A 12802-nucleotide genomic window follows, 5' to 3' on the forward strand; every position below is an offset into this window, starting at 1 on the left:
CCGTCTCCATTAGACGGTGAAACGCTCTAGCGGATAGTCGCCGATCCTAACCTTGCCCGAACCAGCGTTGCAGCGGCATGTCCGGCCGCCTCGATATAGTCGGGGTTGCGGTGGATCAGCATGATCGAGAACGCGCCGTCCATCAAAAGCACGATTTCGCGCGCCAGGGTCTGCGGCTCGTCGACGCCGTGGCCTGAGAGTTCGCCGGCCAGCCATGTCTCGAAATTCTGCTTATGCCGCGCCCCCGCTTTAACGGCGGGGTGTCCGGGCATGGAAGCGAGTTCGGCTGCCGTGCGCAGGAAGCCGCAGCCTCTCCATTTCGGGTGCTTCGCCACGCGCGCCAGATTGGTGAAAATCGCCTCGACCTTGCGCTCGACATCGCCTTCGGCCATCTCGAACCAGCCGGCCATCTGCTTGAGGTTCGGCTGGTCGCGACCGTCGAGATAGGCCGCGATCAAATCGTCCTTGCTCTTGAAATGATAGTAGAGCGTGCGCTTGGTCAGCCCGGCTTTTTCCGCCACTGCATCGACGCTGACGCGGCCGATCCCCTCGGCATAGAACAGCTTCGTTGCGGCATCGACAATGAGTTTGCGGGTAGGGCTCGGTGCTTCGCTCATACGCAAGTATACCGACTAGTGAATATACATACAACCGAAAGCCTGATCCTCTCCGTCGACAAACACAGGGAAGGAAAAGACATGACCGAGCTTGTGCTCACCGAGGCCCGCAACGGGATCGCCATCCTCACACTTAATCGGCCGGAAAAGCTCAACGCCTTGAACTATGCGCTGATTGATCGCCTGCTTGCGCTCCTCGATGCCGCCGAGACCGACGATGCAATCCGCGCCGTCATCCTTACTGGAGCAGGAGAGCGCGCCTTCTCCGCCGGCGGCGACATCCATGAATTCTCAGGCAGCGTGGCCATCGGCGTCGACGTTGCCCTGCGCGACTTCGTCATGCGCGGACAGCGGCTGACTGCAAGGCTGGAGGCATTCCGCAAGCCCGTCATCGCCGCCGTCAACGGCATCGCCTTCGGCGGCGGCTGCGAGATCACCGAAGCCGTGCCGCTCGCTATCGCCAGCGACCGCGCCTTGTTCGCCAAGCCTGAGATCAACCTTGCAATGCCGCCTGCTTTCGGCGGCACGCAGCGGCTTCCGAGGCTGGCAGGGCGCAAGCGGGCGCTCGAGCTGCTGTTGACCGGCGATTGGTTCCCGCCGCCGCGCGCCGTCGAACTCGGCCTCGTCAACCAGGTGGTGCCGCATGAGGAGCTGATGCCCGCCGCAATTGATCTCGCCCGGCGCATGACCAGGCATTCTCCTGCAGCAATTGCCTCGATCCTCACAGCAGTGGCGCGCGGCCTGAGCCAGAGCATCGCGGAAGGCTTGGCTGTCGAGGCTGAGCAGTTCGCCCGCATGGCTCCGACCGCTGATCTGCGCGAAGGGCTGGATGCCTGGATCGCACGGCGCCAGCCGGGCTGTGACGGCTCGTGGACGCACATCACCCGGCCGGATGAAGCCAGGTGAGCCTCAACGCAGCAGGACGGGCTTGCGGACCTGGATCAAGGCGCCGTCACGGCCACATGACCTTTCATGTTGGGGTGGAAGCGGCAGAAATATTCGACCGCTTCCGCCTTCCGCAGGGTCAGGCTCGCTGTTGTCTTCGGCGGGATCATCACTTCCCAGCCACCCTTGACGGTAGCCGTATGTGCGAACACGTCCTTGTTCACCCACTTGATCGTGTCGCCGACCTTCGCGTCGACGGTGGCCGGCACCGCCACCCTCGCAGCCTTGCTGCTGCTTGGCGCCGCCCCGCTTGCACAAGCCGCCTACAAGCCGACGGACCCGCAGATCGCCCACATCGCCTACACGGCAGGCGTCATCGATGTGGAAGCCGCCAAGCAGGCGATCAAGAAATCGAAGACCAAGGAGGTCGTGGATTTCGCCAACGACATGGTGCGCGACCACGAAGCGGTCAACGCGCAGGCACTGGAACTGGTAAAGAAGCTGAAGGTGACGCCGCAAGACAACGCAACCAGCCAGGCGCTGACCAAGGCTGCGGCCGAGGAGCGGGCGAAGCTCGCCAAACTCGACGGCGCAGCCTTTGACAAAGCCTATGTCGACAACGAGATCGCCTACCACAAACAGGTCGACGGCGCGCTTGAAACCCTTTTGATCCCATCGGCCAGTAATACCGAGTTGAAGAGCCTGCTGGAGACCGGCCTGAAGATTTTCCAGGGCCATGAACAGCACGCCGAGCATGTTGCAGGTATGCTGAAGTAAGGACCAGGCTATGACGAAACGGCAGCTGTGGATTGCACTGGCGCTGGTCTTCGGGACCTCACCCGTGCAGGCCGAAACCATCCAGGTCACCATCGACAAACTTATCTTTTTGTGTCGGGTAAGCATGGCATCTCCTTCGCCCGGACGCGGGATCGCGCCGGGCCATGTTTTTCAGTTGACGGTCATTGGATGCGCAGCGGCGGCAAACGTTCCCGAGGAAATCGGCCAAATCAGCCGATGATCAGCTCTCCAGGCCGAGCCGCTGCATGACGGCGCTGGTCAGCCTGTCGCAGCGCCGGCCGGCAAACGGGAAGGCGTCGAGCAGCACCGGCCCGATCTGGTCGTCGAGTGCATTGCGTACCAGGGCGCGGGCGCGGTGTAGCCTTGTCTTGACGGTTTCCGGCCGCACGCCAAGCAGCTCGGCGGTCTCCTCGATACTGAGCCCCTCGATAACCCGCGCCACGAACACCGTCCGATAAACATCGGGTAGGCTGTCGGTCGCCCGTTCCACCAACTCGAGGATCTGCCGCTGCGCCATCGTCCGCTCCGGATCGTCGCTGGGATTGAGGGGGAACTGGATGATTTCGGCTTGCGGGTTTTTCGCCACCGTCCGCCGCCTTTTGCGCAGACGGCCCAGCGCCTCGTTGATGACGATGCGCGACAGCCAGGTGGCCAATGAGGACTCCCCGCGAAAGGCATCGAGATGGGCAAAGGCTCTGACATAGGCCTCCTGGACGATGTCCTCGGCTTCAGCATCGTTGCGCACCACCCCGCGAGCGATGCGATAGAGCCGCTGATTATGGGTCTTCATGATGATGCGGAAGGCGTTGCCTTCGCGTGCCAGCGCGCGGCGCACGAGAAGCATCTCGCTTGAAGCAGCAGTGGGCATTGGTAGAGACATAGCAGGCATGGCCAGTTCCTCGATCCAATCCCCGTCCGAAACCTCGATCAAGACATTGGATTACATCGCCGGCAAAAGGTTCCCGGCCATTTTCGCCCGGCTCCGACGGCGCCTAGAATACTGCTTCCGCCAGCGGCTTGTCAGTAGCCTGCGCTCGCGCCGTTGCCGCAAGCAGATCGGTCTGCGTGATCAGGCCAAGGATGCGGCTGTCCCCGTCCACGATGATGACTGCATGGGTGCGGCCGTCGGTGAGCACCGGTAGCAGGGCCATGGCGGGCGTACCGGCGGCGGCGGTCGACGCTGTCGACGTAACGCTTCCGACGGCTTCGTCGGCTCGCGCCAATTCCCTCAATCCAACGGTGCCGACCAGCCTGGCGTCCTTGTCTACAACCGGCAGCGTGCGGATATTGTGGTCGAGCAGCAGATGACGCGCCCGATCGGCGGACGCGTGTTCATCGACCGAAATCACGTCGCGCGACATGATGTCCTCGCACAACATGGTTCGGTGTGCGCGCATCGTCGCTTGCAGTTCGACCTGTCGCAGCAGCTGTTCGAGATCGTTGCGGTCGATGTCGAAGGTCTCGTCGAGCGCAGCCAGCGCGGCATCGATGTCCTCGGCCCGGAAGCCGATGCGCTCCTGAGCCGGCGGATCGATGGTTCCGTGCGTGCTTTTCGGGGCAGGGGCCGGCACATGCGGGTAGCTGCGTCGCGACAGCCTGTGGAAAGCATAGCCGAGCGCGACCAGCATCATGGAGTTCAGCGCCACCGGCACGAACGGAAACAGGAAGCCGGCACCGATCACGGCCGGCCCGCCGAGCACGGCGGTCAGTGCGGCGGCTCCGCCCGGCGGATGCAGGCAGCGCGAGAACGACATGGCGGCGATCGCCATCGCCACGGCAATGCCCGTGGCGAGAACGGGCTGATGGACGAAATGGGCCACGATCACGCCGACCAGCGCCGATATTGTATTGCCGCCGATGACCGACCATGGCTGCGCCAGCGGACTTGCAGGCACCGCAAACAACAGCACTGCAGATGCCCCCATCGGCGCCACCAGCAGCGGCACATGCGGGCCATTGCCAAGCACCAGCGCGCCGATCGCGCCGGTCAGCGCAATGCCGATCATCGCCCCGATGCAGGCGATGAGGCGCTCGCGCAGCGTCGCGCCGGCGAGAATGGGGACAAAGAGACGAAAGGCCATGGCAAGCTCAGTCCGGCTGGAATTGTGCGCGCAGCGCCTGCAATGGCGTTGGACCGACGATTTTGAAAGTCAAACCGATCCGAAAAAGCGCGCGTTGGGGAAATAACATTGCGCTTGGTTGACCGATGAGCGGCTTTGCGACGTCGATCGCCTGCGAAAGTCGCTCGCCAATCCTTTCAACGGATTGGGCGGACCAGCGGAATCAGCTTCGCAAGTTTGCTGGTGTCATGCCGCAGCGGCCGCTTCCAGCCCGCGCAGGATATCGGCCTTGAGGTCCTCGACATCCTCGAGCCCGATCTGCAGCCGGATCAGCGGGCCGTCATAGGGGCCCTTGGCGACGGTACGGTCGCCGAGGAAGACCGGCACGGCAAGGCTCTCATAGCCGCCCCAGGAATAGCCGAGACCGAAGATTTTCAACGCATCGAGGAAAGCGTGCTGCTGTCTCTGGCCGCCGCCTTTGAGCACGATGGAAAAGATGCCGCTCGAGCCGGAAAAATCACGCTTCCACACCGCGTGGTCGGGGTGGCTGGGGAGCGCCGGGTGGAGCACGCGGGCCACGCCGGGCTGGCCTTCAAGCCAGACGGCAATGGCAAGCGCGCTCTTTTGATGGTGATCCAGCCGAACGCCCATCGTGCGCAGGCCGCGCAGGACTTGGTAGACGTCGTCGGGGCCGGCGCAGCAGCCCATCGTGTAGAACGTCTCGCAAAGCTGCTTCCAGCAGTTGGCATTGGCCGACACTGTGCCCAGCAGCACGTCCGAATGGCCGGCCGGATATTTCGTCGCCGCATGGATCGAGATATCGACGCCGTGGTCGAGCGGACGGAAATAGAGCGGCGTTGCCCAGGTGTTGTCCATCATGATGATGGCGCCCGTTTCATGCGCCGCCTTGGCGATTGCCGGAACGTCCTGCACCTCGAAGGTGTTGGAGGCCGGTGATTCCGTAAACACGACTTTGGTGTTCGGCTTGATCAAGCTGGCGATGCCGGCGCCGGCATGCGGATCGTAATACTCGACCTCGACACCCAGCCGCTTCAGCATCGTGTCGGCGAAATTGCGGGTCGGATGGTAGACGGAATCGACAATCAGGATGTGATCGCCTGCCGAGAGAAACGCCAGCAACGGGACGGTCACCGCCGCCAGGCCCGACGGCACGATTATGGTGCCGGCGGAGCCTTCCAGCGCGTCGATCGCATGCGCCAACGCATCGGTGGTCGGCGTGCCGCGTGTGCCATAGGTGTATTTCTGGCTTCGCGCCGCCATCGCCGACGCATTGGGATAGAGCACGGTCGAGGCATGCACGATCGGCGGATTGACGAAGCCGAAATAGTCGTGCGGATTGTTGCCCGAATGGGCAAGCCGCGTGTTGATACCCATTTCGTTGCCGTCAGTCGCCATTGCTCTTCGCCTTGTGGTGAAAGCGCTAGCCATAGAGCGGCGGCATTGGCTGTGCAACAGCGGGCGCCCGCCAGGCGGTGCCCTTTGCATAGGCCAATTCCCCCATGAATAGTCTGGAATGCGTGGCGATCCAGAGCCGCGGATTTCATGAGTGGATGTGGATTAGCGTCGACGGACTTTGCCGGTTTTATTTGCGGGGCTTGCTGCTTTCCTGATGCTGTTGTCTGCAATTCAGGCATTTGCGGCAATTGGTTTTCAAAGCTGTCGTGAAACGGTCATTTCCCTTGACCTCACAGAGATAATCGCCTTCGATGCAGTTCGTGAATGGGAGGGGCCGGGCGTCGGTTACGACGCGGGGTTCCGGGAATGAGCCGGATGGGAGCCGGGTTCACGCGGGAAAAGATCAGGATTTGCCTGAGGATCAGGGTTTACCTGAAAACAGAAAAGGGTCTGTGGGTTATGAAACACATTGCAATTGGCATTCTCGGCGCCGCTGCGCTTGGATGGATGGCTTCGGCCGCGTCGGCGAGCACGCTCGACGACGTCAAGGCGAAAGGCTTCATCCAGTGCGGTACCAACACAGGTCTTGCCGGCTTCGCTGCGCCTGACGACAAGGGTGAATGGAAAGGCATCGATGTGGATTTCTGCCGCGCGGTCGCGGCCGCCGTCTTCGGCGACGGCACCAAGGTCAAGTTCACGCCGCTCAGCGCCAAGGAGCGCTTCACCGCGCTGCAGTCGGGCGAAGTCGACATCCTGTCGCGCAACACCACCTGGACCATCAATCGGGATACGGCACTTGGCCTGAACTTCGTCGGCGTCACCTATTATGACGGCCAGGGCTTCATGATCAACGCCAAGAAGCTGCCGGGCGTCAATTCGGCGCTGCAGCTTTCGGGTGCGGCAGTCTGCGTGCAGAGCGGCACCACGACCGAGCTCAACCTCGCCGACTACTTCAAGGCGAACAAGATGGAGTACAACCCGGTCGTCTTCGAAAAGCTTGAAGAGGTCAACGCCGCCTATGACGCGGGCCGTTGCGATGTCTACACCACCGACCAGTCGGGTCTCTACGGCATCCGCCTGACGCTCAGCGCGCCGGCAGACCATGTCGTGTTGCCCGAGATCATCTCCAAGGAACCGCTCGGCCCGGCCGTGCGCCAGGGGGACGACCAGTGGTACCACATTGTCAAGTGGACCTATTTCGCGCTGCTGCAGGCAGAGGAACTGGGCATCACCCAGGCCAATGTCGACGAGATGAAGACCTCGGACAACCCGGAGATCAAGCGCGTGCTCGGCCAGGAACCCGAAACCAAGATCGGCACCGATCTCGGCGTTAGCAATGACTGGGTCGTCAACATCGTCAAGGCAGTCGGCAATTACGGCGAGATGTTCGAGCGCAATGTCGGCACCGGCAGCCCGCTGAAGATCGCGCGCGGCATCAATGCGCTGTGGACCAAGGGCGGCCTGCAATACGCGCCACCGATCCGCTGATCGAAATGCGATCCGGAAGGCAGATTGTCTGCCTTCCGGTTTCTCTTTGCAGGGGATGGGCAATGGCGTCGCAGGAAGTCCTACGCGAGGAGCCGAGCCGCGGTTCCTTCATCAACGATCCAAAAGTCCGTGGAGTTGTCTTCCAGGCGGTGGTTGTCGTCTTGCTGGTGGCGAGCGTCTGGTGGATTGTCCACAACGTCATCGACAATCTGCAGCGCCTGCACATTTCTTCCGGGTTCGGCTACCTGAAAAGCCGTGCCGGCTTCGATATCTCAGTCAGTGCCATCCCTTACAACTCGGACGACACCTATGGCAAAGCCATTGTCGTCGGGCTGATCAACACCCTCATCGTCGCCGTTGCCGGCATCATCACCGCAACCATCATCGGCTTCATCGTCGGCATCGGCCGCTTGTCGCACAACTGGCTGATCCGCAAGATCTGCACGGTCTATGTCGAGATTTTCCGCAACATCCCGCCGCTGCTGGTGATCTTCTTCTGGTATTCGGGCGTGCTGGCGGTCTTGCCCGTGGTGCGCGAAAGCATCAACCTGCCATTCGGCTCTTTTCTCAACCAGCGCGGCTTCTATCTTCCTCGTGCCATCTGGGGTGATGGCTCCTGGCTGATCTTTGTCGCCTTGCTTGTCGGCATCGCCATGGCATGGTTCGTCGCCCGCACGGCGCGCCAGCGGCAGATGGCGACCGGTCAGCAGTTTCCCGTGTTCTGGACGTCCCTGGCGCTGATCGTCGGCCTGCCGCTTCTGGCCTATGCGCTGAGCGGCTTTCCCCTGACCTTCGATTTTCCGAAGCAATCGACCTTCAACCTGGCCGGCGGTTTCCACATCGGGCCGGAATTCCTTTCGCTCTATCTGGCGCTGTCCTGCTACACGGCCTCCTTTATTGCAGAGATCGTGCGTGCCGGCATTGTCGGCGTCTCGAAGGGCCAGTCGGAAGCGGCTGGTGCTCTGGGATTGCGGCCGGGATCGATCCTGCGGCTTGTCGTCGTGCCGCAAGCCATGCGCATCGTCATCCCGCCGCTGACCAGCCAGTATCTCAACCTGACCAAGAACTCATCGCTGGCCATCGCTATTGCGTACCCGGATCTGACGGCGACCGCCGGCACAGTGCTCAACCAGACGGGGCAGGCGGTCGAAAACGTGCTGATCATGATGGTCGTCTATCTCGTCATCAGCCTGGTGACGTCGGCGGTCATGAATGTGGTCAACGCCAGGATGGCGCTGGTGGAGAGGTAAGGCCATGCAGGAACACGATACCGCCTGGGTGCGGACCGAAATGGCCCTGGCGCAACAGGCGCCGGCCGGCGTGCGGGGCCCCATCGCCTGGGTCCGCAAGAACCTGATCGGTTCAGTGGGCGACACCATCCTGACCGTACTGGGCATCGCACTGGTGGTGATGATCCTGCCGCCAATCATCAACTGGGCCTTCATCAGCGCCCAGTGGGTAGGGTCCGATCGCTCGGTATGCGCCACGGCGGCGCAAGGCGGCGTTCAGCCGGATGGCTGGTCCGGCGCTTGCTGGGCGTTCGTCAACGCCAAGTTCGGCCAATTCATGCTCGGCCGCTATCCTATTGAGGAGCGCTGGCGGCCGATCCTGGTCGCCATACTGTTCGTGGCGCTGCTGGTGCCGCTGCTGATCCCGCGCGTGCCGCGCAAGGGGCTGAACGCGATCCTGCTTTTCCTGGTGCTGCCGATCGTCGCTTTCGTGCTGCTGGTCGGCGGCATGTTCGGCCTGCCGCATGTGGAGACGCAGCTATGGGGCGGCCTGCTGGTGACGCTCAGCCTGGCCTTCGTCGGCATTGCAGTGTCGCTGCCGTTCGGCATCGTGCTGGCGCTCGGTCGGCGCTCGAAGATGCCGATAGTCAAGATGCTGTGCGTTATCTTCATCGAATTCGTTCGCGGCATCCCGCTGATCACCGTCCTGTTCTTTGCCAGCGTCATGCTGCCGCTGTTCCTGCCCCCCGGCGTTTCCTTCGACAAGTTCCTCAGGGCGCTGATCGGCTTCTCGTTGTTTGCCGCCGCCTACATGGCGGAGGTGGTGCGCGGCGGTCTGCAGGCGATCCCCAAGGGCCAGTATGAGGGTGCGGATTCGCTTGGTCTCGGTTACTGGCAGAAGATGAACCTTATCGTGCTGCCGCAAGCGCTGAAGCTGGTCATACCCGGCATCGTCAACACCTTCATCGGCATGTTGAAAGACACAAGCCTGGTTATCATCATCTCGATGTTCGACCTGCTCGGTGTCGTCAAGCAGAACTTCTCCGATCCCAACTGGGCGACGCCGCAGACCACCAAGTCCGGCCTGATCTTCGCAGCCTTCGTCTTCTGGCTGTTCTGCTTCGGCATGTCGCGCTATTCGATGTATACGGAACGCCGGCTCGACACCGGCCACAAACGTTGATGCATGTCGCCCAAAAGTGTTTAGCGGTTTTGGGACAACGACATGCATCATAGCTAAAAGACAGAACAAAAAGGGGAACCTGCCATGGTCATAGAAAACGCCGTCAGCGCCGAAGAGATCAAGGTCGATGCCAAGAAGATGCACATCTCGACCACCGATGTCGCAATCGACATCATCGGCATGCACAAATGGTATGGCGAGTTCCATGTGCTGAAGGACATCAACCTCAAGGTGATGCGCGGCGAGCGCATCGTCATCTGCGGTCCTTCGGGCTCGGGCAAGTCGACCATGATCCGCTGCATCAACCGGCTGGAAGAGCACCAGAAGGGCAAGATCATCGTCGACGGCAAGGAACTCACCAACGATCTCAAGAAGATCGACGAGGTGCGCCGCGAGGTCGGCATGGTGTTCCAGCACTTCAACCTGTTCCCGCATCTGACCATCCTGGAGAACTGCACGCTGGCGCCGATCTGGGTGCGCAAGACGCCGAAGAAGCAGGCCGAGGAAATCGCGATGCACTTCCTCAAGCGCGTCAAGATCCCCGAACAGGCCAACAAATATCCGGGCCAGCTGTCGGGCGGCCAGCAGCAGCGCGTGGCGATAGCGCGTTCGCTGTGCATGAACCCGCGCATCATGCTGTTCGATGAGCCGACCTCGGCGCTCGATCCAGAAATGATCAAGGAAGTGCTGGAGACGATGGTGGGCCTGGCCGAGGAAGGCATGACCATGCTGTGCGTCACCCACGAAATGGGCTTTGCCCGCAAAGTGGCCAACCGGGTGATCTTCATGGATCAGGGCCAGATCGTCGAACAGAACACGCCGGCCGAGTTCTTCGACCATCCGCGCCACGAGCGCACCAAGCTGTTTCTGTCGCAGATCCTGCACTGAGCATTTTCATGCGAAGCAAAAGAGCCCGGCCGTAATGCGGCCGGGCTCTTTCTATCTGGGGTCGGGATTGATCTTCTCCATTGAAACACAAAGCCGCCGCCGCATGAGAAAAGCCCTGCGTTTCGTGGCCATGCTGATTATCGTGGTCGCGCTCGCTGCCACGCTCGGCACGCTGGTGCCGCGTCCGCTGTGGCCGGCGTCAGCGGCGGGTGAGGGCACGCGCCATATTCTGGTGCTGGAGAATCCGATCCACACCGACATCGCCATTCCCGTCGATGACGAGGTGCGCCGGCGCTTCCATTTCCTGGTCGCTGCCGGCATCCCTGTCGACGCCCCGGAAGTGCGCTACATCGTCTTTGGCTGGGGCGGCCGGGCCTTCTATCTGGAGACGCCGAGCTGGTCGCAGCTGAAGACAGTGCCCGTCCTCAAGGCGCTGACACTGGACGCCTCGGTCATGCATGTCGATATCGCCGGGGCCATCGCCGAGCCGCACCCTGCTGTCACCGGTTTCGACATCGATGAGGAACGTTTTGCAGCGCTGCTCGACTATATCGACGCGAGTTTCCAGCAAGGGCCGCATGGTCCGGTCGTCATCGAGAACGCCGCCTATTCCAGCTTCGACCGCTTCTTCGAGGCGAACGGCCATTTCAACGCGCTTGTCGGCTGTAACACCTGGACAGCCGCCGGCCTGCGCACCGCCGGCCTGCGCACCGGCTGGTGGAACCCGCTGCCGGCCTCGCTGGGCTTGTCGATGCGGTTTTATAACTAGCAGTCCTTCATCGCACCGCGACAGTGTTGGATCTTTTGAAGCCAGCGGGACAGCACCCCCCTCTGGCCTGCCGGCCATCTCCCCCGCAAGGGGGGAGATCAGCCGTTTTGCCCGCGGCGCTCCTGCTGCAACGCCGGCGATTTTGGCGAAGGCGGCGGCGACATCCAATCTCCCCCCTTGCGGGGGAGATGTCCGGCAGGACAGAGGGGGGTGGGAAGGATCGCTAAGTCGACGATCTAGACTGCCGAGCGTCCGCTCGCCATCCATAGAGCCAGTCGAGGTCGGCGGCGAGCTTGTCGGGCGAGCGCATGGCCAGGAACAGATTGCGGGCGATCGCCACCGGGCCGGCAGCATGCCAGGCGAGGCGGTTTACGGCCCCACGACGCGCGGCCTTGGCGACACGCGGCCGCCGAAGATTTTCCCAGATTTGAAAACTTCTGGGCAGATCGCCAGGGAAATCGGCGATAGCGTCGGCAAGCGTGATGGCATCTTCGATCGCCATTGCCGCGCCCTGTGCGGCAAACGGCGTCATCGCATGCGCAGCGTCGCCGATCAGCGCGATGCCCTGCGGGCTCGTCCACCGCTGTTGTTCGACGGTGTGGATCGGAAAGGCCGTCCATGGGCCGGCCAGTGCCACAAGCTTCGTCAGGCCCGGCGCGGTGCCGCGCAGGGCAGCCGTGAGGATCGCGGGATCGGCATGGCCCGACCAACCTTCGGCCATGCGCTCGCCCTTGGTGAAGGCGGCGAGATTGAAGGCCCGGCCTTTGCTGACGGGATAGGCGACCATGTGGAAGCCTGGATGCAGGAACGTGGTGACGCAGTCGGCGGCGCCGATCGCGACAAAGGCTTCGCCGGAGGCGCTCTCGGCCGCGATCGTGACTCGCCAGGCGAGTTCGCCCGAAAAACGGCTTTTGACGAAGTCCTCGCCTGCGAGTTGCGCCCGGACCGCCGACCAGACGCCGTCGGCGCCGACCAGCAGTTTGCCGCGTGCCTCGATCTCGCGGCCGTCCACTTCGGCGGTCACGGCGACATATTGCGCGTCTTTGACGATGCCGGTCACGCGGGCGCCGGTGATGAGCTCAATCTGCGACCGTTCAGCCATTTGCCCCAGCAGCGCTGCCTGCAGATCTGCGCGATGGGCGACAAGATAGGGCGACTGCCAGCGCGCTTCGGCGGCGTGCCCGAGCGGTACCCGCGCCAGTTCGCGCAGCGTCCCGGCGTCCTTGAGCACGACCGCTTCCGGCCGCAACGCTGCGGGCAGCAGTCGGTCGAGCACGCCGAGTTTTCCAAGAATGCGTGTTGCGTTGGGCGAAAGCTGGATGCCGGCGCCGGCCGCTTCGAGGTGCTGTGCCTGTTCGATAAGCTTTACCGGATAACCCCGTCCGGCGAAGGCAAGGGCAGCGGTCAGCCCGGCGATGCCGGCCCCGGCGATTATGACCTGCCGGGACCTGATGTCTTCCATCGGGCTT

The 12802-nt window shown here is 62.5% G+C and carries 14 protein-coding genes and 1 pseudogene; 9 read left to right on the forward strand and 6 right to left on the reverse strand.

The window, feature by feature from the left end; genetic code table 11:
• Positions 1 to 26: 26 nt before the first annotated feature.
• Positions 27 to 617 carry a TetR/AcrR family transcriptional regulator gene (locus tag ACYG9V_RS14660; RefSeq protein WP_352764066.1) on the reverse strand — a complete coding sequence of 197 codons (591 nt, stop codon included), beginning with the start codon at positions 615 to 617 and terminating at the stop codon, positions 27 to 29.
• Positions 618 to 698: 81 nt separating this feature from the next.
• On the opposite strand from ACYG9V_RS14660, the gene ACYG9V_RS14665 reads away from it, so the two are divergent.
• Positions 699 to 1523, forward strand: coding sequence for a crotonase/enoyl-CoA hydratase family protein (locus ACYG9V_RS14665; RefSeq protein WP_352764068.1), 825 nt, complete (start codon positions 699 to 701; stop codon positions 1521 to 1523).
• A gap of 35 nt (positions 1524 to 1558) precedes the next feature.
• Here ACYG9V_RS14665 and ACYG9V_RS14670 read toward each other — a convergent pair.
• A pseudogene (locus ACYG9V_RS14670) lies at positions 1559 to 1822 on the reverse strand (cupredoxin domain-containing protein); the annotation flags it as partial.
• Here ACYG9V_RS14670 and ACYG9V_RS14675 point away from each other — a divergent pair.
• Complete coding sequence (locus ACYG9V_RS14675; RefSeq protein WP_460221966.1) at positions 1719 to 2279, forward strand: DUF4142 domain-containing protein; 561 nt, start codon at positions 1719 to 1721, stop codon at positions 2277 to 2279. The pseudogene ACYG9V_RS14670 and the gene ACYG9V_RS14675 overlap by 104 nt on opposite strands.
• A 10-nt stretch (positions 2280 to 2289) precedes the next feature.
• Positions 2290 to 2520, forward strand: a complete 231-nt coding sequence (locus ACYG9V_RS14680; protein ID WP_352764071.1) for a hypothetical protein — start codon at positions 2290 to 2292, stop codon at positions 2518 to 2520.
• Here ACYG9V_RS14680 and ACYG9V_RS14685 read toward each other — a convergent pair whose 3' ends face one another.
• From ACYG9V_RS14685 to ACYG9V_RS14695, 3 genes are all read right to left on the reverse strand, one after another.
• Positions 2521 to 3189 carry an RNA polymerase sigma factor gene (locus ACYG9V_RS14685; protein WP_023804983.1) on the reverse strand — a complete coding sequence of 223 codons (669 nt, stop codon included), beginning with the start codon at positions 3187 to 3189 and terminating at the stop codon, positions 2521 to 2523.
• A gap of 103 nt (positions 3190 to 3292) precedes the next feature.
• Positions 3293 to 4381, reverse strand: coding sequence for an HPP family protein (locus tag ACYG9V_RS14690; protein ID WP_352764074.1), 1089 nt, complete (start codon positions 4379 to 4381; stop codon positions 3293 to 3295).
• A gap of 225 nt (positions 4382 to 4606) precedes the next feature.
• Positions 4607 to 5776 carry a cystathionine beta-lyase gene (locus ACYG9V_RS14695; protein WP_352764075.1) on the reverse strand — a complete coding sequence of 390 codons (1170 nt, stop codon included), beginning with the start codon at positions 5774 to 5776 and terminating at the stop codon, positions 4607 to 4609.
• Between the two features lie 178 nt (positions 5777 to 5954).
• Here ACYG9V_RS14695 and ACYG9V_RS14700 point away from each other — a divergent pair, with 178 nt between their 5' ends.
• The 6 genes from ACYG9V_RS14700 to ACYG9V_RS14725 all read left to right on the forward strand — a co-directional run bounded on the left by ACYG9V_RS14700 (position 5955) and on the right by ACYG9V_RS14725 (position 11333).
• Complete coding sequence (locus tag ACYG9V_RS14700; protein WP_023684328.1) at positions 5955 to 6146, forward strand: hypothetical protein; 192 nt, start codon at positions 5955 to 5957, stop codon at positions 6144 to 6146.
• Positions 6147 to 6235: 89 nt separating this feature from the next.
• Positions 6236 to 7264, forward strand: a complete 1029-nt coding sequence (locus ACYG9V_RS14705; protein WP_023684327.1) for an amino acid ABC transporter substrate-binding protein — start codon at positions 6236 to 6238, stop codon at positions 7262 to 7264.
• A gap of 62 nt (positions 7265 to 7326) precedes the next feature.
• Positions 7327 to 8514, forward strand: coding sequence for an amino acid ABC transporter permease (locus tag ACYG9V_RS14710; RefSeq protein ID WP_352764078.1), 1188 nt, complete (start codon positions 7327 to 7329; stop codon positions 8512 to 8514).
• Between the two features lie 4 nt (positions 8515 to 8518).
• Positions 8519 to 9676: an amino acid ABC transporter permease gene (locus ACYG9V_RS14715; protein ID WP_023684325.1), complete on the forward strand. Its 1158-nt coding sequence runs from the start codon at positions 8519 to 8521 to the stop codon at positions 9674 to 9676.
• A gap of 84 nt (positions 9677 to 9760) precedes the next feature.
• Entirely contained in the window at positions 9761 to 10564 is an 804-nt protein-coding gene (locus ACYG9V_RS14720; protein ID WP_023671483.1) for an amino acid ABC transporter ATP-binding protein, read from the forward strand.
• A 103-nt stretch (positions 10565 to 10667) separates the two neighbouring features.
• A complete protein-coding gene (locus ACYG9V_RS14725) occupies positions 10668 to 11333 on the forward strand; it encodes a TIGR02117 family protein (protein WP_352497266.1) in 666 nt (221 codons plus the stop codon).
• 223 nt (positions 11334 to 11556) lie between these two features.
• Here ACYG9V_RS14725 and ACYG9V_RS14730 read toward each other — a convergent pair whose 3' ends face one another.
• Positions 11557 to 12795 (reverse strand): FAD-dependent monooxygenase, encoded by a 1239-nt coding sequence (locus ACYG9V_RS14730; protein WP_352764080.1) that lies wholly within the window; start codon positions 12793 to 12795, stop codon positions 11557 to 11559.
• Positions 12796 to 12802 lie beyond the last annotated feature (7 nt).

This window comes from Mesorhizobium sp. W016, assembly GCF_054719485.1.

Coding starts and splice junctions, on each gene's coding strand:
- ACYG9V_RS14715 (WP_023684325.1), top strand. CDS start 8,519: ATGCAGGAACACGATACCGCCTGGGTGCGGACCGAAATGGCCCTGGCG.
- ACYG9V_RS14725 (WP_352497266.1), top strand. CDS start 10,668: ATGAGAAAAGCCCTGCGTTTCGTGGCCATGCTGATTATCGTGGTCGCG.
- ACYG9V_RS14685 (WP_023804983.1), bottom strand. CDS start 3,189: ATGCCTGCTATGTCTCTACCAATGCCCACTGCTGCTTCAAGCGAGATG.
- ACYG9V_RS14720 (WP_023671483.1), top strand. CDS start 9,761: ATGGTCATAGAAAACGCCGTCAGCGCCGAAGAGATCAAGGTCGATGCC.
- ACYG9V_RS14710 (WP_352764078.1), top strand. CDS start 7,327: ATGGCGTCGCAGGAAGTCCTACGCGAGGAGCCGAGCCGCGGTTCCTTC.
- ACYG9V_RS14730 (WP_352764080.1), bottom strand. CDS start 12,795: ATGGAAGACATCAGGTCCCGGCAGGTCATAATCGCCGGGGCCGGCATC.
- ACYG9V_RS14690 (WP_352764074.1), bottom strand. CDS start 4,381: ATGGCCTTTCGTCTCTTTGTCCCCATTCTCGCCGGCGCGACGCTGCGC.
- ACYG9V_RS14705 (WP_023684327.1), top strand. CDS start 6,236: ATGAAACACATTGCAATTGGCATTCTCGGCGCCGCTGCGCTTGGATGG.
- ACYG9V_RS14660 (WP_352764066.1), bottom strand. CDS start 617: ATGAGCGAAGCACCGAGCCCTACCCGCAAACTCATTGTCGATGCCGCA.
- ACYG9V_RS14680 (WP_352764071.1), top strand. CDS start 2,290: ATGACGAAACGGCAGCTGTGGATTGCACTGGCGCTGGTCTTCGGGACC.
- ACYG9V_RS14665 (WP_352764068.1), top strand. CDS start 699: ATGACCGAGCTTGTGCTCACCGAGGCCCGCAACGGGATCGCCATCCTC.
- ACYG9V_RS14695 (WP_352764075.1), bottom strand. CDS start 5,776: ATGGCGACTGACGGCAACGAAATGGGTATCAACACGCGGCTTGCCCAT.